The sequence below is a fragment of the Agrobacterium tumefaciens genome, from assembly GCF_013318015.2.
Classification (GTDB): Bacteria; Pseudomonadota; Alphaproteobacteria; order Rhizobiales; family Rhizobiaceae; genus Agrobacterium; species Agrobacterium tumefaciens.
The window spans coordinates 559589-582211 of record NZ_CP115841.1 but is presented as its reverse complement, the minus strand read 5'-3'; the positions used below and the strand labels follow the sequence as shown (position 1 = coordinate 582211).

The 22623-nt window shown below is 60.3% G+C and carries 25 protein-coding genes; 12 read left to right on the top strand and 13 right to left on the bottom strand.

What is annotated here, in order from left to right; all coding sequences use genetic code 11:
* Positions 1 to 24 precede the first annotated feature (24 nt).
* From G6L97_RS02895 to G6L97_RS02885, 3 genes are all read left to right on the top strand, one after another.
* Complete coding sequence (locus G6L97_RS02895) at positions 25 to 1095, top strand: sensor histidine kinase (protein ID WP_233283638.1); 1071 nt, start codon at positions 25 to 27, stop codon at positions 1093 to 1095.
* A gap of 63 nt (positions 1096 to 1158) precedes the next feature.
* Positions 1159 to 2877 (top strand): glycoside hydrolase family 32 protein, encoded by a 1719-nt coding sequence (locus tag G6L97_RS02890; RefSeq protein ID WP_038490330.1) that lies wholly within the window; start codon positions 1159 to 1161, stop codon positions 2875 to 2877.
* 57 nt (positions 2878 to 2934) lie between these two features.
* Positions 2935 to 3108 (top strand): hypothetical protein, encoded by a 174-nt coding sequence (locus G6L97_RS02885; RefSeq protein WP_003512077.1) that lies wholly within the window; start codon positions 2935 to 2937, stop codon positions 3106 to 3108.
* A 22-nt stretch (positions 3109 to 3130) separates the two neighbouring features.
* Here the strand turns inward: G6L97_RS02885 and G6L97_RS02880 are convergent, their stop codons facing one another.
* A complete protein-coding gene (locus G6L97_RS02880; protein ID WP_161986910.1) occupies positions 3131 to 4519 on the bottom strand; it encodes an MFS transporter in 1389 nt (462 codons plus the stop codon).
* A 175-nt stretch (positions 4520 to 4694) separates the two neighbouring features.
* Here G6L97_RS02880 and G6L97_RS02875 point away from each other — a divergent pair, with 175 nt between their 5' ends.
* Positions 4695 to 4943, top strand: a complete 249-nt coding sequence (locus G6L97_RS02875; protein ID WP_003512073.1) for a hypothetical protein — start codon at positions 4695 to 4697, stop codon at positions 4941 to 4943.
* Between the two features lie 28 nt (positions 4944 to 4971).
* Here the strand turns inward: G6L97_RS02875 and cueR are convergent, their stop codons facing one another.
* The 4 genes from cueR to G6L97_RS02855 all read right to left on the bottom strand — a co-directional run bounded on the left by cueR (position 4972) and on the right by G6L97_RS02855 (position 7631).
* On the bottom strand, positions 4972 to 5397 hold the full coding sequence (gene cueR / locus G6L97_RS02870) for a Cu(I)-responsive transcriptional regulator (RefSeq protein WP_003512071.1): 426 nt from the start codon (positions 5395 to 5397) through the stop codon (positions 4972 to 4974).
* A 139-nt stretch (positions 5398 to 5536) separates the two neighbouring features.
* Positions 5537 to 6145 carry a class I SAM-dependent DNA methyltransferase gene (locus G6L97_RS02865; protein WP_111783222.1) on the bottom strand — a complete coding sequence of 203 codons (609 nt, stop codon included), beginning with the start codon at positions 6143 to 6145 and terminating at the stop codon, positions 5537 to 5539.
* 34 nt (positions 6146 to 6179) lie between these two features.
* Positions 6180 to 7001, bottom strand: a complete 822-nt coding sequence (gene blaOXA, locus G6L97_RS02860) for a class D beta-lactamase (RefSeq protein WP_111783223.1) — start codon at positions 6999 to 7001, stop codon at positions 6180 to 6182.
* A gap of 150 nt (positions 7002 to 7151) precedes the next feature.
* Positions 7152 to 7631 carry a YcgN family cysteine cluster protein gene (locus tag G6L97_RS02855; RefSeq protein ID WP_019564095.1) on the bottom strand — a complete coding sequence of 160 codons (480 nt, stop codon included), beginning with the start codon at positions 7629 to 7631 and terminating at the stop codon, positions 7152 to 7154.
* Between the two features lie 255 nt (positions 7632 to 7886).
* Here G6L97_RS02855 and G6L97_RS02850 point away from each other — a divergent pair, with 255 nt between their 5' ends.
* Both G6L97_RS02850 and G6L97_RS02845 read left to right on the top strand, forming a co-directional pair.
* Positions 7887 to 10082, top strand: coding sequence for a transglycosylase domain-containing protein (locus tag G6L97_RS02850; protein WP_013635720.1), 2196 nt, complete (start codon positions 7887 to 7889; stop codon positions 10080 to 10082).
* A 181-nt stretch (positions 10083 to 10263) separates the two neighbouring features.
* The gene (locus tag G6L97_RS02845) at positions 10264 to 10722 is read left to right on the top strand and encodes a VOC family protein (RefSeq protein ID WP_019564096.1); all 459 of its coding nucleotides are present in this window, start codon (positions 10264 to 10266) and stop codon (positions 10720 to 10722) included.
* 6 nt (positions 10723 to 10728) lie between these two features.
* On the opposite strand, the gene G6L97_RS02840 is transcribed toward G6L97_RS02845, so the two are convergent.
* Entirely contained in the window at positions 10729 to 11628 is a 900-nt protein-coding gene (locus G6L97_RS02840; protein WP_111783225.1) for a LysR family transcriptional regulator ArgP, read from the bottom strand.
* 294 nt (positions 11629 to 11922) lie between these two features.
* On the opposite strand from G6L97_RS02840, the gene G6L97_RS02835 reads away from it, so the two are divergent.
* The gene (locus G6L97_RS02835; RefSeq protein ID WP_003512058.1) at positions 11923 to 12531 is read left to right on the top strand and encodes a LysE/ArgO family amino acid transporter; all 609 of its coding nucleotides are present in this window, start codon (positions 11923 to 11925) and stop codon (positions 12529 to 12531) included.
* Here G6L97_RS02835 and G6L97_RS02830 read toward each other — a convergent pair.
* Entirely contained in the window at positions 12528 to 13916 is a 1389-nt protein-coding gene (locus G6L97_RS02830) for a M20 family metallopeptidase (protein ID WP_111783226.1), read from the bottom strand. The genes G6L97_RS02835 and G6L97_RS02830 overlap by 4 nt on opposite strands.
* 108 nt (positions 13917 to 14024) lie before the next feature.
* Between G6L97_RS02830 and G6L97_RS02825 the strand changes: the two genes are divergently transcribed.
* Together G6L97_RS02825 and G6L97_RS02820 are read left to right on the top strand one after the other, a co-directional pair.
* Positions 14025 to 14612, top strand: a complete 588-nt coding sequence (locus G6L97_RS02825; RefSeq protein WP_174002677.1) for a DUF1214 domain-containing protein — start codon at positions 14025 to 14027, stop codon at positions 14610 to 14612.
* Positions 14605 to 15153: a DUF1254 domain-containing protein gene (locus G6L97_RS02820; RefSeq protein WP_097101931.1), complete on the top strand. Its 549-nt coding sequence runs from the start codon at positions 14605 to 14607 to the stop codon at positions 15151 to 15153. The genes G6L97_RS02825 and G6L97_RS02820 overlap by 8 nt, the downstream gene beginning before the upstream one ends.
* Before the next feature lie 20 nt (positions 15154 to 15173).
* On the opposite strand, the gene G6L97_RS02815 is transcribed toward G6L97_RS02820, so the two are convergent.
* Positions 15174 to 15362, bottom strand: a complete 189-nt coding sequence (locus tag G6L97_RS02815) for a hypothetical protein (RefSeq protein WP_013635714.1) — start codon at positions 15360 to 15362, stop codon at positions 15174 to 15176.
* Between the two features lie 555 nt (positions 15363 to 15917).
* Between G6L97_RS02815 and G6L97_RS02810 the strand changes: the two genes are divergently transcribed.
* Complete coding sequence (locus G6L97_RS02810; RefSeq protein WP_003512047.1) at positions 15918 to 16826, top strand: DUF2336 domain-containing protein; 909 nt, start codon at positions 15918 to 15920, stop codon at positions 16824 to 16826.
* A 58-nt stretch (positions 16827 to 16884) separates the two neighbouring features.
* Here G6L97_RS02810 and G6L97_RS02805 read toward each other — a convergent pair whose 3' ends face one another.
* The 3 genes from G6L97_RS02805 to G6L97_RS02795 form a co-directional block, all read right to left on the bottom strand.
* Positions 16885 to 17238 (bottom strand): DUF1491 family protein, encoded by a 354-nt coding sequence (locus G6L97_RS02805; protein WP_003512046.1) that lies wholly within the window; start codon positions 17236 to 17238, stop codon positions 16885 to 16887.
* Between the two features lie 112 nt (positions 17239 to 17350).
* Positions 17351 to 18274, bottom strand: a complete 924-nt coding sequence (locus G6L97_RS02800) for a peptidoglycan-binding domain-containing protein (protein ID WP_162633820.1) — start codon at positions 18272 to 18274, stop codon at positions 17351 to 17353.
* Positions 18246 to 19775, bottom strand: coding sequence for a sensor histidine kinase (locus G6L97_RS02795; protein WP_038490306.1), 1530 nt, complete (start codon positions 19773 to 19775; stop codon positions 18246 to 18248). The genes G6L97_RS02800 and G6L97_RS02795 overlap by 29 nt, the downstream gene beginning before the upstream one ends.
* Before the next feature lie 485 nt (positions 19776 to 20260).
* Here G6L97_RS02795 and G6L97_RS02790 point away from each other — a divergent pair, with 485 nt between their 5' ends.
* Positions 20261 to 20686 (top strand): DUF5330 domain-containing protein, encoded by a 426-nt coding sequence (locus G6L97_RS02790; protein ID WP_025592804.1) that lies wholly within the window; start codon positions 20261 to 20263, stop codon positions 20684 to 20686.
* A 195-nt stretch (positions 20687 to 20881) separates the two neighbouring features.
* On the top strand, positions 20882 to 21298 hold the full coding sequence (locus G6L97_RS02785) for a SufE family protein (RefSeq protein WP_025592801.1): 417 nt from the start codon (positions 20882 to 20884) through the stop codon (positions 21296 to 21298).
* Between the two features lie 4 nt (positions 21299 to 21302).
* Here the strand turns inward: G6L97_RS02785 and G6L97_RS02780 are convergent, their stop codons facing one another.
* Both G6L97_RS02780 and G6L97_RS02775 read right to left on the bottom strand, forming a co-directional pair.
* A complete protein-coding gene (locus tag G6L97_RS02780; protein ID WP_174002675.1) occupies positions 21303 to 22160 on the bottom strand; it encodes a DUF6456 domain-containing protein in 858 nt (285 codons plus the stop codon).
* Complete coding sequence (locus G6L97_RS02775) at positions 22153 to 22575, bottom strand: helix-turn-helix domain-containing protein (protein WP_003512040.1); 423 nt, start codon at positions 22573 to 22575, stop codon at positions 22153 to 22155. Before G6L97_RS02775 ends, G6L97_RS02780 begins: the two co-directional genes overlap by 8 nt.
* Positions 22576 to 22623 lie beyond the last annotated feature (48 nt).

Here is a 22623-nt window from a genome sequence, read left to right as displayed (position 1 = left end):
CCGCAATGCAAGCAGGATAAATTCGTGCCAGAGTTCCCCTATGACGACAGTGAAATGGGCGAGGCCATCCGCCGCTTCGACTGGGCGTCGACAAGCACGGGGCCGATAGAGACATGGCCGGTATCACTCAAAACCACCGTGCAGATGATCCTCAAGCAAGGCCATGCAATCTGTCTGTTCTGGGGGCCTGACCTCAACATCGTCTACAACGACGCCTACCGCCCGTTTCTCGGGCTGAAGGAAGAGGGTGCGCTCGGCAAGCCGTTTCACATCATCTGGTCCGATGTCTGGAACGATGTGAAACCCTTCGTTGATCAGGCACTCTCCGGCAAGGGCACGTTCGCCGAGGACATGCATCTCGTCATGGACCGCAACGGCTACCCCGAAGACACCTACTGGACCTTTTCCTACAGCCCGCTTTACGACGACCAGGGCAAGATCGCAGGGCTGATAGACATAGCCGTCGACACGACCGGAGCGGTGCAGAGCCGCAGCCGGGAGGATCTTCTGCGGCGCGAACTCGTCCACCGGGTCAAGAATACGATGGCGATCACCACGGCGGTCGTCAGCGCCACCCTGCGCCATTCGCAGACGCTTGAGGATGCGCGCGACACCATCAAAAGACGTATCGCAGCACTCGGCAACGCCCAGAACCTCATTCATGCTTCGGGAAAGGGTGCCAGCATCTCCGCGCTTGTCCGCGAGTCCGTTTATCCGCATCTCGACGACAAGGCGCGCGTAACGATTTCCGGACCGGACATGGAAATCGCGCCGCAACAGGCGCTGGGCCTGTCTCTGGCCATTTATGAACTGGCCACCAACGCGATGAAATATGGCGCACTTTCTAACGAGAGCGGCAAAATCGAAATCTTTTGGACGCTGGACGAGGATGACCGCTTCGAACTGCGCTGGCGCGAGACGGACGGACCTGCGGTCAGGACGCCGACGCGTACGGGTTTCGGCTCGCGGCTGACCAACCAGATCGTTGCGGCTTACTTCTCCGGCGAAGGCCGCACCTTCTATCATCCAGACGGGCTGCTGTTCGAGCTGGATGGCAAATACGAGGCTGGCGACGGCGAAACCTCTGGCGGTTGAACTTTCTTTCGTCCCATTCGTTGCGTTTCCTGAACCAAAGTAGCCGCAACGAAAGGAACGGGAATGACCGTCGTTGAAGCCGTAGCCGCCGAGCCGGAAAGCGCAATCCGCATCCTGCACACCGATCTGCCTGTTAACGCCACTTTCCATGTGTGGCTGAAGGCGAAAAAACCGGCGGAACCCGGCGCCGTCTCCTTTTCCAATGCGAATGGAAAATTCGCTGAGGTTTCAAGCCTCAACACGGAAGAGTTCGGATTTAGAATCTATCAGGTCTTCGGCGGCGGCCATGTGGAACTGAGCTACGATACTGTCACGACCGCCGTTTCCGTCATCTACTGGTTCACTGCCGCCGACGTGCTGGAAACCGGCATAACCGTCGTCCATACCAAGCCGGACAATGCCGCACCGGAACTGCCTGACAGCTACCACTTCCGCCCGCCCTTCGGCTGGATGAACGATCCGAACGGCTTTGGCCGGTTCGAAGGACGGCCGCATCTGTTCTACCAGCATTATTCACACGGGCTGCGCTGGAACACCATGCATTGGGGCCACGCGGTTTCCTCCGATTACCTCCGCTGGAGGCATCTGCCGATCTTCCTCTTCCCTTCCGAGGACCTGACGACGCGGCCGGACAAGCGCGGCGGCGCTTATTCCGGCTCGACAATTCCTTTGGTCGAAGGTTCGGGCATCCGCGTGTTCTTCACCGAGCAGGTGCAGGATCGCATTCCCGAACAGCAGATCCAGCTCACCGCCACTTCTTCCGATCTCATCATGGCCGGACAGGCCGAAGTCATTCTCGGCCATCGCCCGGACGGACAGGGGCTGACGCCGGATTTCCGCGATCCTTACGTCTTTCGCGGCCCGGATGGACTTTGGAAAATGCTGCTCGGAAGTCAGAGCGACGGTGGCGGCGTCATCCTGCTTTACGAGACGCTGGACCCGACGGCGGCGTCAGGCTGGACCTATGTGGGCAAGCTTTGGGTGGAAACGCGCTACAAGACCACTGCCATTGAATGCCCCTGCCTTCTGCCGCTCGACGGCCCGGCCAATGCCCGATCCACGCGCTGGGTTCTGGTCTATGGGCTGATGCATTCAGAAGACCCTGAAACCGGCCGCAAGAACCTGACCATGGCCGATGTCGGCTGGTTCGACGGCAAGGTCTTCACCAAGGAATTTGGGCAGGAGCTGGATTTCGGCACCGACAATTACGCCTTCCAGGCGTTTCTGGATGGCGACAGCATCATCGGCATCGGCTGGCTCGCCAATTGGGCGGATGCCAATCCGGAGATCGATTTCCCGACATCCATGACGCTGCCGCGCCGGATCCACTATTCGAACGGCGAGCTACTGACCCCGCCAATCGGTGCGGCGGAAAGCCTGCGAAGCCATATTGTCGATCGCACGCGGTTGGCGGCCGGGGAGCGCGTCACCTTCATCAACGGTGCGGTGGAGATGCTGATCGAGCTTGCTTCGCCCGGCACACCGTTCGAGTTGGTGCTCGATCATCCCGTGGTCACACTGGGCCTCATCGCCGATGAAACGGGCCTGTGGATCCGCCATGATGACGGGCGCGATGGCCCCTCGCCGCACTATATCGCCAGAGGGGCAAGGGCCTCGCACATCCGCGTCTTTCTGGACTACGGATCCATCGAAGTGTTCGCCAACCGCGGCCGGTATGTGGGGACAAAACGCATAGAGGGTTTCGAGCCCGTGCGTTCAGCGCTCCTCAAGGCAGCACCGGGGGCTGTAGTGCACGCCACCAGCTGGGCGCTGCGTCCGTGAGGAACCTTTTGGCGGATCTGCTGTTGATAAGCAGCAACCGCTCAAAGGAGAAACGGCATGACAAAAATCAGCGATTCCCGCGATCCCATCCTGTTTCCGACAGAAGCCAACGAAAACAAGACCGAGAAAAAACGCGCGGGCAAGGGTGTCGTCATCATTATTGGCGCAGTCGCGATCATGGCTTTCGTGGTGTATCTGGCGGCGATCACCATCGCCACCACGCAGTCTTAACCGCACACACGCCGCAGAGGCGTCAGCGCTGTCCGCTTCGCAAGCCGCGGGTTGTCAGGATCGCCAGAAGCGAGACGATGACACCCAGCCCATAGAGATAGAGCATCGGCATCGTCACATCCGCACGATCGATCTGCAGAACGAGATCGCTCGCGGCAGCAACGGTGCCGCTTGCACCCGCACCGGCCGCGGCACCCAGCGTCGCGACCGTAGGCAGCAGCGCGCCCGTCATCTTGCGCTCCTCTTCCGGCGCGGCTTCCATGGCCGCCTGGCTGATGCCTGCCCAGGACATGCCGAAAGCTGAACCGATCAATATCTGCCCGATCAGCATTTCCGGCCAGTTCCCCGTCGCCAGCCCAAGCCCGAGCAGCGCACAGCCCGGCACCATCTGGTAGGGTCCGTAATGCAGGCAAAGCTGCCGCAGGCGGCCCGAACGCAGGCTGCCGATCAGCATTGCCACGAAGCTCCAGGCAAGCGGCATCGTCACGACGATAAAACCGGCGAAGGTCGGCTCATGGTGCCAAAGATTGATGGCGACATAAGCGAGATAGACGCTGCCGAGTGCGTGGGCATAGGACATCAGGAACAGCACCCAGAAACCGCTGCCAAGTACCGTTTTCAACCGGAAGGAATCCCTGGGGAACAGGCCAGTGGAAGGCTGGATGCCCGCCTTCAGCGATGCCCACAACAGGGCCGCACCAACCAGCAGCGACATGATGCGCAGACCGGCATCCTCAAAGGCGGAGGGTGCGGAGAAAGCCAATGCGCCAACAAGGCAAAGGAGCAGCGGCACCATCGGCTTGCGCGAGGTCGCGACCGACCGTTCCGCCGAGACCGCAATCGCCGTATAGGCCAGCAGCAGCACGATCAGCGGCGCAGACAACAGGAATGTGGCGCGCCAGGAGATGTGCTCCGTGGCAAACCCGCCGGTGAGCGGCCCGACGAAGGACGCCACCGCCCAGATGGCCGCCTCGATGGCAAAGACCTTCGGCAGTAGAGCCGAGCGAAAGCCGGCAGGTATGAGGCTGTAACACACGGCCACGATCAGGCCATCGGCAAGTCCCTGCAACGCCCGGCCGATGACGACCCATAAAAAGCTGTCAGCGAGCGCCGACATGACGGAGCCGAAGGAAAAGATAAGGCAGCACAGGAATAGAACGCTGCGTGCGCCAAAACGCTCGCGAAACAGAACGGCGGTGACACCGCCTGCCACGGAACCGACGAAATAGAGGCTGTAGGCCCAGCTATAGAAGGCCGCGCCGCCAATCTCGCGCACCGCGACCGGCAGGGCCGTGACTACTGCAAACTGGTTGAAGGCATGCAGGCCGATACCGGAGGAAATGACGGTCAGAAGCGAGAGGTTCGCCCCACCAAGCAATTCCGACCAGCTATTTTTCTCCGTCATTTCCATACTCGTCAAAGCCGTATCCTTTCCATTCTTGCGATACGGCGGGCAAACTAGAACCTCAAGCACCATTGAGGTCAAGGCGCCTTTTCACCTATTCCGCTCGAGCGAACTTGCAGGCATCAGGAACCCTCTGCCTCCCCGGTCGTTTGCGCAATGACCAGACAGAAAGGATACCACCATGGACCGCAAGAAAATCACACCTCTCAACGAAGACGCCATGGACGAGGAACTGCTCGATCTCGATATCGACGCCCTTCCGGCAAAGGGAGAAATTCCGCAGTCCATCGAACATGAAATCGAGGAAGAAGAGGCCGAGAGCGAGGACGACCCCTATCAGGAAAGCGACGAGGCCCTTCCCGATGACGCGGAAGAGCGCGTGATCGACCGCAATCCCTCGCGCGAAGGCGGTGCGTTCGACGAGGTTTAGGGACTGGCGGCGGGGCGGGATGCGGCCGTCAGTGGGCCTTCGCAGGCTTGTGGGCGGCCTTTTCGACGCCGGCCGCTAGATCATCGAGGATCGGGCAATCCGGCCGGTGGTCGCCGCCGCAGCAATGGGCAAGGTGGGACAGCGTCTTCACCATGCCCTTCATCTCGGCAATCTTCTGCTCGAGATCGGCGATATGGCCGAGCGCAATGTCCTTCACCGCCGAACTCTCGCGGCTCTTGTCCTGCCAGAGTTTCAGGAGCGTTTCGGTCTCCTCCAGCGAGAAGCCAAGCGTGCGTGCCCGCTTGATAAAGCGGAGATTATGCACGTCCTGCTCGCCATAGACCCGGTAGTTGTTGCCGGTGCGGGCGGCAGGGGTGATGAGGCCGATCTGCTCGTAATAACGGATCATCTTGGCGGAAACGCCGGATGCATCCGAAGCCTGTCCGATATTCATAATGCCACTTCCCTCGGGGCGACTTTCGCCCGTTTATGGCTACTATGTAAGGATTCCCATTATGGGAAGGTCAAGGGATAACGACATTTTTTATCGCACGCACAATCGTGAGTGCCTGGCAGGGCTCTGAATTCGATGATTACGCCGCCACACGTCTGGCGAGATAAATCGTCGCCCCACCGCAATCGGGATCGTTGACGATGTGGTCGAGAAGTCGAAACCCGTGCGCGGCAAGCAGGCTTTCATATTCTTCGCGAGCGAGGCTGGCATGGTAAAGCGGTTTTCCCTGAAGGGTCCCCGTCGCTTCCCCGTGTCCCGGCCCGGCCGTGAACATCAGTGCGGCGCCGTCATTGGCGTGCTGCCGGAAAATACCGAACATGCGGCGCTGATCGTCGGCTTTCAGATGGAAAAAACTATGCCAGGCAATCAACCCGTCGAAGCGGCAACTCAATTCGAGTTCACGCATATCGGCCACCACCCAGCGCTTTTCCGGAAATCTGGTGCGGCAAATTTCTATCAGGGGATATGACGTATCGATGCCGGTCACGTCATATCCGTTGCCGATGAAGTAGCCGGCAATCGGCTCGCCTGAACCGCAGCCGATATCGAGGATGGATCCGCCCTGCGGCAAAAGCGACGTGAACCGATCCAGCCAGGGTTTTTCGGCGAGGGAGCGACCGCGCAGCCTGTCGAAATCAACCCCATGGTCGGTGTAGAGCTTGATCACATCGTTGGAGGCGTCCGCCATGTCCGCTTTTCCTTGGGGCTGGTCAGCCGTGTAATCATCTGTGCACTGCCAGCCGGGCAATATCGCGCAGGAAGGCGTCGCGCACTGCGGGGCCGAGCGGTTCACTCGACGGCTTGTCGGCAACGCGAAGCCTTGCGAAGACGATGTGCTGGCCTTCGCGCTCCGCCCAGCCAACGAACCAGCCGAAGGGGCGGCTTCGGTCGGGGTTGCCTTTTTCGTCGCGCATGAAGCCTGTGCCGGTCTTGCCGTGCACGCTCCAGCTCTCCGGCGCATCGAACACCGGCACGATCGCCCGCGTCTTTGCCTGCGCGTCGCGCGAAACCGGCAGATTTCCGGCCAGAAGGCGGCGGATGAAGCCCACCTGCTCGACCGGGGAAACGGTCAGGGAAGCACCGAGCCAGGAATGGGTGAGACCGTTATTCTTGCCGGGCTCACCCGAGACATCGGCATTGCCGTAACCCAGCCGTTTGACATAGGCGGCGAATTTTTCCGGGCCGAGGCGGCGGGTGAGTTCGCGCGAATACCACAGCACCGAATCCTGCTCCCATATGGTCGGATCAACCGTCTTGCGGTCCTGCGCGCGGGCTTCCGTGCCGGGTTTCCAGTCCCATGAGGGGGTCTTGTCATCCAGCAGGATGCCGGCGTCATAACCGATCAGAGCCAACGGCACCTTGAAGGTGGAGGCCGGCGCCACGCGCTGATCGCAGGCGCCCTGCTGGTTGATGACAGCGCCGGTCTCGATGGAGGTGACCAGTGTGCATTCAAAAGCCTGCGATTGCTGGGCGGAGGCGGAAAGCGGCAGAATACCCTGAAGGGCAATGCACGAAAGAACGATGGCGGGCAGCCGATAGCGCATGCGTTTTGATGTCCCTCGTCCGCATTCTGCGGATCATATGCCGGAATGGATGAACGGCGGCCCTTGTTTCAGGCATGCCGTTCTTCCGAAACATGCCTTAAGAAAACGATGGGGCAGGAATAGGACCAACACGAAAATTGGCGACTTCCGTCAGCTATTCTCTTTTTCGCCCGCCGTCTCACCCACTGTGAGCGGCCAGTCCACCACATAATCCTCGAAATCGTCAACCTCCACGTCCAGCTCGTTGACGGTGCGGCCGCGCGCGGAAATGCCGGCCTGATGCACCGTGTTCACGTCGCCGGAGACGAGATAGTGCCACCAGTACAGATCCTTGCCATCGCGTACCAGCGCGTAGGCGCAGGTGGGCGGCAGCCAGCCGATTTCGTGCACCTTTTTCAAATCAAGCTGGATACAGTCCGGCACGGTGGCGCGGCGGTTCTCATAGTCGGAGCACCGACAGCTTTCACCGTCGAGCAGCTGACAGCGGACCGACGTGAACACCACTTCGCCGGTGTCCCAATCTTCCAGCTTGTTCAGACAGCACAGGCCGCAGCCGTCGCACAGGCTTTCCCATTCCTGGCCACTCATCTCTTCCAGTGATTTGGTTTTCCAGAACGGCGCGTCATTCATCGTTAACATTTCCGTTCCATTTTGATCTCTTGGAGGGCAAGGTTTAACCGATCCCTAATCCTTAATATCGTATCGCCAAGGGCTGGTTTGTACGATATTTTAGCATTTTGGCGAGTGGCAAAGGGTCATTGACCCGCGAGAGGCCGCCGCGTCAAGCAATTCCAGCAGAACCATGTCATGGTTTTGCGTCCGGAATTGGATGAAGCGCAGAAACATCGACAATCCGCGTTGCGTTGAACAGGAAAACATCGCCAGGTGCAGGAAGAAAAAGACGATAAAAACGGTCGCAAAAAGCGGCACATCCTGCTGAGAATCGATAGCTTTATCGACTCCGGCCTGTGGACGGCTGCGGCAAGGCTGGTGGATTTCTGGGAAGACGTCACCATTGCCTCGCGCAAACTGCATGTGCGCGGCTGGAAGAAGCTTCTCGTCAACCTGACATGCGACGCGCTGACCTTCGGAACGGCCGGCTGTGTCGTTCTTCTGGCGCTTGCCATGCCCGCCTTTGAGGAGACCAAGAAGGACTGGCGTTATCGCGGTGATTTTGCCGTGACCTTCCTTGACCGTTACGGCAACACCATCGGCCATCGCGGCATCATCCATGAGGATTCCGTCCCGATCGACCAGATGCCGGATCATTTCATCAAGGCGGTTCTGGCCACCGAAGACAGGCGTTTCTTCGACCATTTCGGCATCGATTTCATTGGCCTTGCACGCGCCATGAGCGAGAATGCCCGCGCCGGCGGCGTCGTGCAGGGCGGCTCGACGCTGACGCAGCAGCTTGCCAAGAACCTGTTCCTTACCAATGAGCGCTCGCTTGAGCGCAAGATCAAGGAAGCCTTCCTCGCCCTGTGGCTCGAGGCCAACATGTCGAAGAAGGAAATCCTCAGCCTTTATCTCGACCGCGCCTATATGGGCGGCGGCACGTTCGGGGCAGCAGCGGCGGCGCAATTTTACTTCGGCAAGAACCTGACCGATGTCACGCTTGCCGAATCCGCCATCCTCGCCGGCCTGTTCAAGGCGCCGGCCAAATACGCACCGCATGTCAACCTGCCCGCCGCACGTGCGCGCGCCAACACCGTGCTTTCCAACCTGGTGCAGAGCGGGCTGATGACCGAGGGTCAGGTGATCGGCGCGCGGCGCAATCCAGCCACCGTCATTGACCGCGCCGATGTGAAGGCCCCGGATTATTTCCTCGACTGGGCGTTTGACGAGGTACAGCGGCTGGCGGCGCAGGGCAGGTTCAAGGACCATACCGTCGTCGTGCGCACCACCATCGATACGGGGCTGCAACAGGCAGCCGAGCAGGCGATGGAAATGGAGCTGCGCGAGTATGGCGAGGGCTACCGCGTCAAGCAGGGCGCGATGGTGATGATCGAGAACGGCGGCGCGTTGCGCGCCATGGTCGGCGGGCGTGACTACGGCGAAAGCCAGTTCAACCGCGCGACGGCGGCGCTGCGCCAGCCGGGATCCTCCTTCAAGGTCTATACCTACTCGGCCGCCATGGAAAAGGGCATGAAGCCGGAGACGCTGATTTCCGACGCGCCCGTGACCTGGCGCGGCTGGTCTCCGCAGAATTATGGCCGCTCCTACGCCGGCAAGGTGACGTTGCAGGTGGCGCTTGCCAAATCCTACAACACCGTGCCGGTGCGTCTCGCCAAAGACGTGCTCGGCACGCAGGTGATCGTCGACACCGCCAAGGCGATGGGCGTCGCCACGCCACTGCGCAGCGACAAGACCATTCCGCTCGGCACATCGGAACTGACGGTTCTCGACCAGGCGACGGCCTATGCCGTGTTCCCGGCCGATGGCATGCAATCGCGCCGCCACGGCATCGAGCAGGTGCTGGATTACGAGGGCAAGGTTCTCTACGATTTCGGCCGTGACGAGGAACCCGCCAAGCGGGTGCTTTCCGAAGAGGCCAATTCGAAGATGAACCAGATGCTTGTCACCATTCCCGTGATGGGAACGGCCCGGCGCGGCGCGCTTGAAAACGGCATCGTTTCCGGCGGCAAGACCGGCACATCGCAGGCTTACCGCGACGCCTGGTATGTGGGCTTCACCGGCAATTACACCACGGCGGTCTGGTTCGGAAACGACGATTTCACGCCGATGAACAACATGACCGGCGGCGCGCTTCCCGCCATGACCTTCAAGCGGCTTATGGACTACGCCCATCAAGGCATGGAGCTGCGCCCCATTCCCGGCATCCAGAACCCGCTGCCGACAGGCGCGCGCCCGCAGCCTTCGGCCCAGGTCGCTGCCGCATCCGCCACCGCTGCACCTGCCATGCCGGCACTCACCCGCCCACGCTCGCTCTCAGCCGAAGCAACCCGCGTCATCCGTTCCATCGCCAAGAAGATGAAGGAAGCCGCGCCTTTGACCGTCACGACGCAAAAGGTTGCGGATGCGTCGTTGCGGGATGGCCCGGGGGATGCGGCCCGGCGGTGACGGCTTGGCAACCTTGGCTCATAATGCTGAAGGCGTTTTTCCCTCCAGATTGCTGCCTGCACTCGGCTTTAGAAAAATCCACATTTGGCGCTTGACCTCAATCATGGTTGAGGTTGCACAGTCCGGTTGCAAGAAAGCGAATGCCCGAAAGGCGCAGCGCTAAGGCAATTGAGGACAGGAAATGGTGAAAGTAAAAGCATTGTTCGAGACGCATTTGACGGTTTCGAACCTGGAACGCTCGGTTGAGTTTTATCGTAATGTTGTCGGCCTGGAGCTGGCACAACGATTCCCTGAACGGAATGTGGCGTTCTTCTGGACCGGCGAACGTGGGCATTCGATGCTTGGCCTATGGTCCATCCAGTCCGCACCCATCAATATGAGACTGCACATCGCCTTCAGCGTCGATTTTGATCAGCTTCTCGCCGCACCGGACTATCTACGCCGGAACGGCGTAACGCCGCTCGGTTTTGACGGCGAAAAGGAGATCGACGAGCCCGTCGTCTTTCCATGGATGCCGGCAGCCAGCGTCTATTTCAAGGATCCCGACGGCCACTCGCTTGAATATATCGCGTTTCTTGGCGGCGAAGCAAAACCGCAGATTCCGCGCGTGTTGAACTGGAGCGAATGGCAGACTATTTGATCTGCCTCAGGAAAGAAGCGCCGCCCGTGCTGTTTCCACCACATGGGCGGTGAGCGTGCCGAGGCGTTCAGCGGCGAGCCGATTGACCTGCCAGTAAAGCGGGATATCGAGCGGCGTGCCGGGAACGACTTCCACAAGCCGCCCCGCCTCAAGGTGCTCTCCCACCAGCTGCACCGGGTTAAGGCCCCAGCCCATGCCGGCAAGACTTGCCTTCACGAAACCGTCGGTCGAGGGCAGCCAGTGGGTGGGATAGGATATATCCTCACCCAGCGCTTTTTTGATCCAGCTGGCCTGCAGCCTGTCCTTCTGGTTGAAGGTAAGCCCCGGCGCGCGGGCAAGCGTGGCGGGCGTGACGCCATCGGAGAAATGGCGCGCCATGAAAGCCGGGCTGGCGGTGGCGTGATATCTGAGCACACCGAGAGCCAAGACCCGGCAGCCCTGCACAGGCTTGGCATGGGCGGTGACGGCGGCGAGCACCCTGCCCCCGCGCAGCCATTCCACCGTATGGTCCTGATCGTCCACCGCGATGTTGACGAGATAGTCGCTGCCACCGGTGAATTTCGAAACCGCGTCGAGAAACCATGTGCCGAGACTATCGGCATTGGTGGCAATGTTGAGTGTGACACGCTCTGCCGCCGCGCCCGCTTCCGAAAGAACCGGAAGCTGCCGGAACAGTTCGGTTTCCAGCATGCCGACATGGTCCATGTGCCGGCAGAGCCACTCGCCCTTTTCCGTCGCCATGCAAGGATTACCGCGCACGATCAGCACCACGCCGAGGCGCTCCTCCAGCTGCTTGATACGCTGGGAAACGGCCGAGGGCGTGACACACAGCACCTGTGCCGCCTTCTCAAAGCTGCCAGTCTGGGCCACGAGCGCCACGGCGCGCATGGAAGGATAGTCCAGCATCACAGGCCTCCTTGTAAAGATTGATATGGGCGTGGTTGGCGGGAAGCGTCCGGGCAGTAGCAGTAGCACTCTCCTCTTCCCTCATTCCTGTCCTTGTCACAGGAATGAGGGTCAGGCGAGGTGCCCGCACATGAAATCGCCCTGTCGCATAGTTTTTGCCCGTCATTAGTTTTACTTACTTGAACTGAGTTTGTTTAATTTGATTAAACCATGTGAGGGAAATATCAAAGCACTCGGTCTGGAAGCGGTGGCATCATCCATCCGCACAGGCAGAGACAAAAGGCAGCAGCCAGCATGGACATTCAGATCTTCTTCACCGGCCTGACGATGGGTCTCAGCCTCATCGTTGCCATCGGCGCGCAGAATGCTTTCGTTCTAAAGCAGGGGCTGGCGCGCTCCCATGTCTTTGCCGTCTGTGCCACCTGCGCAATTTCCGATGCGCTGCTGATCACCGTCGGCGTCTTCGGTTTTCAGCGGATAAGCGCCGTCATGCCGGCACTCGATCCCATCATGCGGTATGCCGGTGCGGCGTTTCTCATCTGGTATGGCGCGAAAAGCCTACATTCGGCCCTGCGTTCGTCGGAGGTGCTTTCGGTGGCGGAAAGGCGGGAGGCGAGCCTCTGGCAGACGCTTGCCATTTGCCTGGCGCTGACCTTTCTCAACCCACATGTCTATCTCGATACCGTCGTGTTGCTCGGCACCATCTCCACGCAATTTCCCGGCTTTGAAAAAACCTTCGCGGCGGGTGCCGCCACCGGCTCCCTGCTGTTCTTCTTTTCGCTGGGTTACGGCGCGCGCTGGCTGCGCCCGATCTTCGAAAAGCCGTCCGCCTGGCGCATCCTCGAAGGGGTTATCGCCTTCACCATGTGGGCCATCGCCTTCAAGCTGGTCATGGGAGCTTAAAGCGGAGGGGTATCTCCCTCTCCGAGGTCCCAGTAAAGCCCGGCCATGATGGCAAGCGCTTCGCGGGCAATCTCTTTCGGCAGATGTTCGTTCGGCGCATGCTGCGAGCAGCCGGGATAAGAATGCGGCACCCAGATGGTGCGCAGTTTCAGTATATCGGCAAAGATATCGTTGGGCAGCGAGCCACCCAGATTGGGAAGAAGTGCCGGTTTCTTGCCCGTCGTGCGGGCCATGGAACTCAGAGTGAAGCCGACCCATGGGTCCTGCGGATCAAGCCGCGTGGCGCGGAAAATCTCGTCGCCGGCGGGTACGATCCGAACCATGCTGAACCCCTGCCGGTCGAGATGGCGGCGGATGGCGGGCAGCACCGCTTCCGGATCGATGCCGACAACGAAGCGCAATTGCAGCCGCGCCCATGCCCGTGGCGGAATGGCATTGACCGGCGCGCGCGGATTGCCGGTCTCGAAGGCCAGCACCTCCAGCGCACACCAGCCGAACACACGCTCGGCGGTGGAAAGGCCGGGCTCGCCCCAGTCAGGATCGATTTTCGGACCATCCGGGCCGCCATCGATCTCGCAATCGGCAAGCGCGTCACGCACCGCCTGCGGCAGTTCGTCGGGCACCAGTTCGGGCACGCGGATCTGCCCGGATGGGCCAACGAGGCTTGCCATGGCATGCGCCAGCTGCACGCCGGGATTGGACAGCGCCCCGCCCCAATTGCCGGAATGATGGCCGCCTTCCCGCGCCTCGATCACCAGATCAAAGGTAATGCCGCCGCGCGCACCGAGAAAAACGGTCGGCCGCTCCGCATTCAGGCGCGGGCCGTCGGAGGCGATCAGAAGATCGGCTTTCAGCCGCTCGCTATAGTCCCGGCAAACTTCCCTCAAGCCGGGAGAACCCCTCTCCTCGCCCATCTCGATCAGATATTTGGCGTTGAACCCAAGTCTTCCACGCGTCTCCAGCACCGCTTTCAGCGCCGCCATGTTGACCGAATGCTGCCCCTTGTTGTCGGCGGTGCCGCGCCCGTACCACCTGCCATTGCGCTCGGACATCACGAAAGGCGAAAGGCCTTCTGGCCAGCCGTCGTCAAGACCGCGCACCACATCGCCGTGGCCATAACCCAGCACGGTCGGCAGATTTTCACCCTCGAAACGTTCGGCGATCAGAAACGGCAAATCCGCCGCCGGGTCGCGCAGGATCGTGCAGGAAAACCCTATGGCGGTGAAAGCGGGCTGCATCTCGCGCTCCAGATAGAGCGCCAGCTCGGCACCGCGCGCCTTATCCTGGCTTTCGGTGCGCAGCGAAACGCGCCGCGCCAAGTCCTGCTCGAACCTGCCATCGTCGAAAAAGCGGGTGGCGTGGTCGATGGCGGCTTGTCGCGACATGGTGGAATCCCTCTTCTGGTCATTTCCATCAAGACTAAACAAGGCGTACCATTTTCCAAACAGGGAATCAGTGATAGTCCTCGACCTGTTCAAAAACGGGAAAACAGCGTGTTTCGAGTTCCATTCTTTGTCGGCATCGCCCTATTGATCGCCTTTGGCGGCGGCATTGCCGCGACGCTGGCAGCACTTGAGGCGACATCCGGCTTCGGCTCGATCCGCATCGGCTCATGGGATGCCTTTCCGGAAGCGCAGACGATCGAGGCCGATCCCTACGCCAAGTCGCACCGCGCCGATGCCGGCAAGCTGCTTTATGGAACGGCCGAGGGGCTGGCCTTCACCGCCTCCGTCGACAGCGACGGCCAGCGCCTGACCGGCGAATGCCGTTACCAGCTGGCGGGCGCCGTGCCGCCCTCGCGGTTTTGGACGCTCTATACCGCCGACCAGCAGGGCAATGTTCTGGCGGAAGATGCCGGACGACCGTTTGCGCTCAATTCGCGCACGCTGCTGCGCAGCGCCGATGGCGGCATCGACATCACCATTGCACCCGATGCCCAGACCTATAACTGGCTGGCCGTGCCGCAGGGGCAGACATTCAAGCTGGTCATGACGCTGCTCGACACGCCGGTTGCCGGCAGTTCCGGCCTTATCGATATCGCCATGCCGCAAATCCGCAAGCTGGGGTGTGGCAATGCTTAGGACCCTCCTCGCCATCCTCACCGGCCTTGTCGCCGCCGCCGTGCTGCATGTTGTCATTCTTCTGGCGATACCGCATTTCAGCAATCGCGACGCCTATACCCGAGCGGTGGCGGAAGGTAAGCCGCATCAGTTTCATCTTCTCGAAGAGACGACGGAGAAAAAGACACTGGGAAGCGGCGATCCCTTCATGCGGGTTGCCGTCTGCACCTTCAATATCGAGGAAAAGCCCGTCAGACTGACGGCCATCGGCGCGGTGCCCTTCTGGTCGGTCGCGGTTTACGACAAGGCGTCGAACGAGGTGTTCAGCATGAACGACCGCACGTCCGCAGGCGGGGTGATGGATATTCTGGTGGCGGATTCGGTGCAGATCGCGGCCATTCGCAAGGCGCAGCCGCCATCGCTTTCACAGGCCATTCTGGCGGAATCGGATCAGACGGAAGGGTATGTGGTGTTGCGGACCATGGTGCCGCAGCCGAGCTTCGGGGAAGAAGCGGAACGGTTCCTGAACGAGGCGAAATGTCAGCCGACACCCTGGAAATAGCGCCGGTCAATCAAGCGTAATCAGGATTTGAAGGCGGTTTCCGGTGCGGGCTTGCGCTTGCGCGCATCCTTGCCAGCCGGTTCCGTATCGCGTTTTTCATAACGCACGCCGGTAAACAGCACGACCTTTGCCGGGCCCATAACCTTGCCGGACATTCCGGCCGGGCGCAGGCTTCGTCGGGCTTCGGCGATTGGAATAATAACTGCCATGCTCGTCTCCTCTTCGGGAGTCAATGTTGCCCATGGGAACCGCGCAAGCCTCGTCTTGCGTCGGGAATTTCAACACCATCACATTGCGCATAATCCAGCCCACAGACTGGTTTTCGCACGACCCAAAAATCGATGGCGATTTTGCAAGGTGTCGTGCGCATATCAAGGCTTCGGCATGCCATTTTCGAAATTATTCTATCAATCAGAATAACATGGAATCCTAATACTGCCCATGAAATTAGAAACAGACAGAGGTTAATGATCCGTTAACCCTAATCGCCGGGCGCCAACTTATCCTTCATAAAGCTGCACCCGTTGAAAACAAAGGCGAGACGGCAAGGTTCCATGACGTTTTGTCCGTCACGAAGGTTTTAAAATTTCCTTGTTGATAAACGCACAATAACGCTTGCCACCCCCCATAGTTAACAGGGTGTCAACGGATTTGCTCTAATTTGAACCGATATTGTGTTTGCGTTTTTGTTGGGTAGTGCGTTGACCGACCGGTTTCGAGAACTTGAGAGGCCAAGAGCCGTGAGGAAGAAAGATGTGGTGCTAATGGCCACTGTCACGAATTTTGAGACTGTTCCCCATCCGTCAAAAACGGACCTTCGGCAGTTTGCCGAGCTTTTCATGCCGCTTTTCAACGCTTCCACCGAAGAGGCCAAGCGGGAAGCCATTGCAGCGCTTTCCCAGCATCCCAACGTGCCTTCGGCGGTTGCCTTCTTCATCGCCTGCCAGCCGATTTCCATTGCCGCCCCCTTCCTGATTTCGTCGAAGTGCCTTGATGACGACACGCTGATCACCATTGCCCGCACGCAAGGGGCCGCCCATGCGCGCGCCATCGTGCGGCGCGAGGACCTGTCGCCGACCGTCATCGACGCGCTAGTCGGCCTGCGGCACATGGAAGACCTGAAGCGACCCGATGACGCGACGCCTCCCGCCATGCCGGAGCCCGCCATTGCGCAGCCGGCAGACGCGCAGATCAAATCCACCGCCGTGGAAGAGGAAATGCGCCAGCGCATCAAACGGATGGCGCATCAGCTCAGCCGCCCGGAAAGCGACGTTCTTGGCCTGCGCCGCCTGAGTGACGTGCAGGAAGCGCTGCTCGTGCGGTTCGCGCGCGAGCGTGATGCGCGGCAGTTTGCGGTGACGCTGGCGGATTCGCTGTCGTCCAGCTACTGGCTGTCGGAGCGCATCATGCTCGACATATCAGGCACGCAGCTCGCCACCACCCTGATCGGGCTCGGCATGGAATTTTCCGAAGCCGCCTTCATATTGCAATGCTTCTATCCGCATCTTGCCGCCGCAGAAGGCGATATGAGCCGCGCCGAGGCCATGCTTGACCGCCTCGAAATCATTGAATGCGAAGAGCGGGTGGAAAGCTGGCGGCGCGCCGACAGCTACACCCACGGCCGCGAACGACCGAACCACAGCGCACCTGTCATTCACAGAACGGGGACGTGAGGGTTAAGGCGGCCACCCCTCGCCCGGAGCAATTCCGGGCGCAAAGCTGATGCACGCTTTAAATCTTCGGTTGGTCCACCAGCGTCAGGAGAGTGCCGATCTCGTCCGTTTCGATCTCGACGACCCACAGATCGCTGTCGAAGCGCCGCTCCCTTTCGAGAAGAGCAGCACTTTCCTCCCCCTCCACACCCGCAAGGCGCGTCTCGAAACGGCGTTCGGCCCGGACCTCCTCGTCCTCGGCAAAACTCTGCGGCGCGGGTCCATAGAGGTTTTCGCGGCCATCACGAAGGCGCTGGCGGATGAAGATCGCACCGGCCTCTTCCGCACCCTTCTTTTCGACAGCGGCAAAGCCACCAGCGGAAAACACGCGGCGGATAAGGGCTGATACGAAGATTTCGGATTTGAGGCGCATTGGGGTGCTTTCGATGGAAGCGGCAGGCCGCTGCCTGTCCGTGTTGTTTCGCTCTCTTCTTTCCTCGTTCCTGCGCTTGTCACAGGAATGGGGAGAGTTGAGACCCAGTCCCCTAAAGCGCCCCGATCGATTTCAGCTTCTTCAGCACGGCTTCGCTGGGTTCACCGGTCTCCGGCAGGCGGTAGTGTTTTTCGAAATGGCGGATGGCGTTGCGGGTCTGCTCGCCGGCCACACCGTCCACCTTCACATCGGCATAGGCGATGTTGATCAGTCCCTGCTGGATCTTTGCAATCAGATCGCGGCTCACCGGCTTTGAAGCGGCGGCAGCGCTGTTCAAGGAGACCGGTTCGGCCTTGGGACGAGGCGCTTCAGCCTTGCGGATTGCGGCCGCGACCGGGTCGATCTCAACGCCGCCGCCGGTGTTGGCGTCGGAAGGCCGATCCTTCGGAATTGCGGCGACGGTTGCGCCGTCGATCCTGAGCGCCGCCAGCACCCGTGTCGTCGGTTCGCCGGTCTGTTCCATGCCGAGTGTTACTTCGAAGAACATGATGGCGGCAGCCGTGCGCGGTCCCATCTTGCCGTCCGCCTCGCCTTCGTAAAGCCCTCGTTTTTTAAGTTCGGCCTGAATATCGGCAACGATCTGCTGCGGCTTCTGGTTTTCCGCCGCAACCGATGTCGCGGGCGTCGCCGTTGCGGCCGCCGGTTGCTGTGCCGTTTCGGTTTCGCTCGGGCGTTCTATGCGGAAGGTCGTGACATGGCCCTGCGTGCCGAGCGGCTCCGCCGCGCGATAGCCGGCAATGCCGTTCGGGTTTGCCGCATCGCGGGTACGCAGGAAAGGAGACGGGTGAACGCCCGGCTGGTACCAGAGCGCGTTGGCGGCGACAAAACCGAAGACGACCACGAAGGCGCCTGAGCCGCCCACCAGTTTCGGACGGCGCAGGAGTTCGCGCCCGATGGCCGAAACCACCAAGGAAACAATCCCGGCGCCAATCTGGGCCGTTGTTTTCTTAGGCGATTTTCGCTTTCGCGGGGCCATCGTCACCATCCTTCCTCATAATCGCGGCCATTTCGCCGAGCCGTTTGATGCGCGGCGGAAACTCCACCATGCATTCGGTTTCAGCGTTTTCGCCACCTGCCATGCCGGAACCGTCGGCAGGCAACATGATCGTTACGACCGTCCCCGCGCCGGGCTGGCTGGTGATGGCGAAAGTGCCGCCATGCAGTGCTACCAGACCCTTGACCAGGGACAATCCCAGACCCGTGCCCTCATAGCGACGGGTATATTCATTCTGGACCTGCATGAAAGGCTGGCCCAGGAGTTCAATCTTGTCGGATGCGATGCCGATGCCGGTATCGCTGACCGTCAGTTTCAGCATCCTGCCTTCACGCGCAGCATCGATCGACACTACACCGCCGGCATCGGTGAACTTGATGGCGTTACCGGCCAGATTGATGAGAACCTGGCGGATGGCGCGCTGGTCGGCGGAGATTTCGCCGATACCGCGCTGGATGCGGCTGGTCAATGTCAGACCTTTTTCCTTCGCCTGCAAGCCTAGCATGGCCTCGCAGGACGAGATGGTTTCGCCGATCGGGAAGCTTTCCATCATCAGCTCGTAACGGCCCGCTTCCAGCTTGCTCATATCCAGCATGGTGTTGACCACCGACAGGAGATGCGCGCCGGACTGGCGGATCAAGCCGACATATTCCCGCTGGCGGTCGTTTTCCAGCCGGCCGAAATATTCGCCCGCCAGAATGTCGGAAAAGCCGAGGACGGCGTTGAGCGGGGTGCGCAGCTCGTGGCTGACGGCAGCGAGGAACCGCGACTTGGCGTCGTTGGCCGATTCCGCCTCCGCCGCCTTGCGGGCGACATCGCGGCGCAGAAGTTCCATCTCGGTAACGTCGGAGAGCTGGGCGACGACGCGGCGTAGCCTGCCGGCCGCATTGCGGATCGCCGTCATTTCCATACGCGCGTGGATGAACTGCGCCTGGCGCGATTTCGCGCCGGTTTCGAACCGCAGTTCCACGCTGGACTTTTCCTCGCCCTGCCGCAGAAGGTCGAAAGCCTGCATCAGCTCGATCCGATCAGAAACATAGACATATTCGGCAAAGACATGGCCCTTGCAGGCCTGAAGATCGGCTGGAAACGTTTCAAGGTCGCGGCCGGAGACGCGCTCGACGAGGCCGTTTTCATTGATGGTGAGCACGAGGCCGGGCACCTGTGATGCCGCAACGAGGTCATCGTCGCCGGCTTGAGCGGACAGGGACGCTGCGCCACGGGCAGGACGCGAAAAGGCGATCAACAGGGCGGCTGCGGCCAGATAGAGCGCCAGCACCAGAGCGGCGCCGATGGGCAGCGCGATGGCGGGGCTGAAGACGAGGCTGAACAGGGCGGGAACGACCAGAAAGCCGACGGCGCTGAAGGCAAACAGGCGGCGCAGGCGCGCAACGGTGCCGGCACGCCTTTCGGCGTCCTCCTCCATACGCGCAAGCCATCTGCCTGCGGCATGGTCGACCAATGCGACCGCTTTTTTTCTCATATTACGCAATACCAAACCTGAATCCCTGAGACGGATCTAACGGCTCCGACAATAGAAGCCCGCGGCTTAAGGAATGGATAAAAAGAACGGCACCAAACAGCCTCGAAATGCGCCGCAGTCCCATTACGGAGCATTTCAACCAAGCTTTGACAATCATGGTTAATGACGGGTAAGCGACGGATTTCGCTTTATTTTTGCCATCGCGTTAACCTTTGTGGCAGCACGGGTGAGCACTTTTGCCCGGAACAGACGGCATCTGTCGCAATTATGCTTAACATGGACTGTTAAAATGCGACGGAATTGCTGGAGCCGGTCCCGATGCGAGGAGAATAGATACAATTTGAATTAAATTGCGCGGCTTTTTGCAATTGGCTGTTCGCCGGTCGTCTGTAGCTTCTCTCCAAGCCCGAAAAACGGGACAAAGGCCGATGACCCAAAACGGGCGGGGCTTCAAAACAAAGATCATCTGGCAGGGTAGTCTGACAATGTGGTTTCTGATCAAAGGAACATTCTGGTTTTCGCTGGTGCTGGTCGCGCTGTCCTATTTCGGTAGCAGCAACGATCCGACCAAGGAACCTTCGGCATTCGATATTCCCAGCGCCGTTTCGGCAGCCGGTGAGGCCTATCGTTATGTCAGCGCCATCTGCATCGAAAAACCCGACGTCTGCGTCAAGGGCGCCGAAACCTTCCACGCGCTCGGTGAACGGGCAAAGGAAGGCGCCAAGGTCGCCTATGAATTGCTCGACGCGCAGCTTGCATCCGGTGATAAAACGGCACCCGCAGCCGAACTCGCCAGCGAGAGCGAAAAACTGGCCGCAGCACCGGCGATCAGCGTCGAATTCCCTGGGAATGCCGACATGCTGAAGACCGGCACCATCATTCCCCTGCCGCAGAAGCGCCCCACCCCCTGATATTTTGCGCCGCCGCTTGACGCCGCGCCGCCCCTTCTCTGCAGCCGGATATGTCCGCCTGCGTGACTGCCTGCCAAACTTGCCCACGGAAACCTGTTTCCGTGGGCTTTTTCATGGTCCGCATGGTTCAAAACCGTCCACACTTGCCCTATATCGTAGCAAAGCATGGCAATAACGAACGATACGGCGCGCAACATGGCCTCTCTCGATACGATCCTTGACGATTTCGCCTTCCTCGACGACTGGGAGGATCGCTATCGTTACGTCATCGAACTCGGCAAGGCGCTTCCCGACCTTGCGGAAGACAAGCGCACGCCTGAGAACAAGGTGCAGGGCTGCGCAAGCCAGGTCTGGCTCGTCAGCCACAGCGATGGTGCGGAAGATCCTCTCATGACCTTCGAGGGCGATTCCGATGCGCATATCGTGCGCGGCCTCGTCGCCATCGTTCTTGCCGTCTATTCCGGTAAAAAAGCTTCCGAAATCGCCGGTCTGGACGCCATTGAGGTGTTCGACAAGATCGGGCTGGTGGAACATTTGTCCTCGCAGCGCGCCAATGGCCTGCGTTCCATGGTCAAACGTATCCGCGAGGAAGCGAGACTTCTGACCGCCTGAGCCTTCATTCTGTTGCCATCGTTGGCGCCATCGGCGGGCGATAATCTTCGTCGCCCCAATGGTGGCTTGCCCTTCTGCTGCGTTGCGCTTGCGGCGCATAATGCCGGGCAAGCGATAGCAGAGCGGCCCGCAGCAGCAGTTTTGCCGAACGCGCCGGCCATTGCCGCTCGCGCTCTACGGCCTCCAGCCCCTTTTCAAAGCAGCAGATATCGATGGCGACACCTGAAAGTTCAGGCCCCATAGCATCGGCTGCACGGGAAAACCGCATCCGGGCGGAAATCGCCGCATCGGTAAGATCGAGCTTGCCACCCGCCTCCCCCTTCGTGCGGCTTGCAATTTTCGGCTCCCATGTTGCCGTCACCTTCGGGTTCAATTGCGCGCGGTGAAAATCGGCGGCGAGGCGTTCGCCCGCCTGCAAGGCGTCGCTGGGGAAGAATGCCGTGCCATCCTTTTCCTTCAGCCGTGAAAGCCCTGTCAGTGGCGAGCTATTGAGGTTGCGCCGGGCCGGCTGCCTGTCCTTGCCGACATCCAGAACCACCGTCTGCAAATCCCAGTGCTGTTCCTGAAAAATCTCGTCGCGATCCCTGGCTATAGCGCGCTTCAAATAGGAGGCGAGCGGCGGCGCGGCGGAGAGCGTGTTTTCACGTCTCTCGATCAGCCCCGAAGAGAGGGCTAGCTGCACCGTGGCGGCCGGAAACCGCAACGCCGGACGCCCTTTCCTGCCGTTCCCGGCCTCCGGTCGCTGCAATACCACATCGCCGCGATCCTCCGATATCTCAGCCGTGCCCGCAGCAATGCAGCGCAGGAGCCGCAACAGGTCAGGATCGGGAAGTATCGATGGAGCGCTTTTTGTCTCACTCATCCCGAACACCCTTCATCACGTTGAAAATGCTGCCGGAAAGCCGCTCCAGTGTGGCGACGAACTCGTCAAAGGCGGGTTCGTCGCGACGATCCTCAACCACCTGGCATGCATGGCCGACTGTCGTTCTGTCCCTGCCGAAACAGGGGCCGATATCTGACATGGGAATACCGAGCTGCACATGGCACACATACATGGCGATCTGGCGGATATGGCATTCGGTGCGCCGCCTGTCCCGGCGCGCAGCCACGCGATCGCCGGTCAATTGCACCATTTCACCGGCCAGTTGCCGGACCAGCCGGCAAATCCGGGAAATCTCATCCCGCCCGGCAGCAGGCGGAAAACGGCGGAAATTGCTATCGGCAACCTGCACACAGGGCCGAAAGGGGGCAGGCAAAGACGATATGTCCGAAGGCATATGCAACTCCTTTACGAATAGGAATTAATTCATACACCTGAGGATGGA

Excerpts from the sequence above, each read along its gene's own strand:
- G6L97_RS02830 (WP_111783226.1), bottom strand. The coding sequence starts at position 13,916 with ATGTCGCGACAAGCCGCCATCGACCACGCCACCCGCTTTTTCGACGAT.
- G6L97_RS02790 (WP_025592804.1), top strand. The coding sequence starts at position 20,261 with ATGTGGTTTCTGATCAAAGGAACATTCTGGTTTTCGCTGGTGCTGGTC.
- G6L97_RS02775 (WP_003512040.1), bottom strand. The coding sequence starts at position 22,575 with ATGCCTTCGGACATATCGTCTTTGCCTGCCCCCTTTCGGCCCTGTGTG.
- G6L97_RS02810 (WP_003512047.1), top strand. The coding sequence starts at position 15,918 with ATGGCCACTGTCACGAATTTTGAGACTGTTCCCCATCCGTCAAAAACG.
- G6L97_RS02780 (WP_174002675.1), bottom strand. The coding sequence starts at position 22,160 with ATGAGTGAGACAAAAAGCGCTCCATCGATACTTCCCGATCCTGACCTG.
- G6L97_RS02890 (WP_038490330.1), top strand. The coding sequence starts at position 1,159 with ATGACCGTCGTTGAAGCCGTAGCCGCCGAGCCGGAAAGCGCAATCCGC.
- G6L97_RS02800 (WP_162633820.1), bottom strand. The coding sequence starts at position 18,274 with ATGGCCCCGCGAAAGCGAAAATCGCCTAAGAAAACAACGGCCCAGATT.
- cueR (WP_003512071.1), bottom strand. The coding sequence starts at position 5,397 with ATGAATATCGGACAGGCTTCGGATGCATCCGGCGTTTCCGCCAAGATG.
- G6L97_RS02855 (WP_019564095.1), bottom strand. The coding sequence starts at position 7,631 with ATGAATGACGCGCCGTTCTGGAAAACCAAATCACTGGAAGAGATGAGT.
- G6L97_RS02885 (WP_003512077.1), top strand. The coding sequence starts at position 2,935 with ATGACAAAAATCAGCGATTCCCGCGATCCCATCCTGTTTCCGACAGAA.
- G6L97_RS02865 (WP_111783222.1), bottom strand. The coding sequence starts at position 6,145 with ATGGCGGACGCCTCCAACGATGTGATCAAGCTCTACACCGACCATGGG.
- G6L97_RS02840 (WP_111783225.1), bottom strand. The coding sequence starts at position 11,628 with ATGCTGGACTATCCTTCCATGCGCGCCGTGGCGCTCGTGGCCCAGACT.
- G6L97_RS02805 (WP_003512046.1), bottom strand. The coding sequence starts at position 17,238 with ATGCGCCTCAAATCCGAAATCTTCGTATCAGCCCTTATCCGCCGCGTG.
- G6L97_RS02835 (WP_003512058.1), top strand. The coding sequence starts at position 11,923 with ATGGACATTCAGATCTTCTTCACCGGCCTGACGATGGGTCTCAGCCTC.
- G6L97_RS02845 (WP_019564096.1), top strand. The coding sequence starts at position 10,264 with ATGGTGAAAGTAAAAGCATTGTTCGAGACGCATTTGACGGTTTCGAAC.
- G6L97_RS02820 (WP_097101931.1), top strand. The coding sequence starts at position 14,605 with ATGCTTAGGACCCTCCTCGCCATCCTCACCGGCCTTGTCGCCGCCGCC.
- G6L97_RS02785 (WP_025592801.1), top strand. The coding sequence starts at position 20,882 with ATGGCCTCTCTCGATACGATCCTTGACGATTTCGCCTTCCTCGACGAC.
- G6L97_RS02875 (WP_003512073.1), top strand. The coding sequence starts at position 4,695 with ATGGACCGCAAGAAAATCACACCTCTCAACGAAGACGCCATGGACGAG.
- G6L97_RS02880 (WP_161986910.1), bottom strand. The coding sequence starts at position 4,519 with ATGGAAATGACGGAGAAAAATAGCTGGTCGGAATTGCTTGGTGGGGCG.
- G6L97_RS02815 (WP_013635714.1), bottom strand. The coding sequence starts at position 15,362 with ATGGCAGTTATTATTCCAATCGCCGAAGCCCGACGAAGCCTGCGCCCG.
- G6L97_RS02795 (WP_038490306.1), bottom strand. The coding sequence starts at position 19,775 with ATGAGAAAAAAAGCGGTCGCATTGGTCGACCATGCCGCAGGCAGATGG.
- blaOXA (WP_111783223.1), bottom strand. The coding sequence starts at position 7,001 with ATGCGCTATCGGCTGCCCGCCATCGTTCTTTCGTGCATTGCCCTTCAG.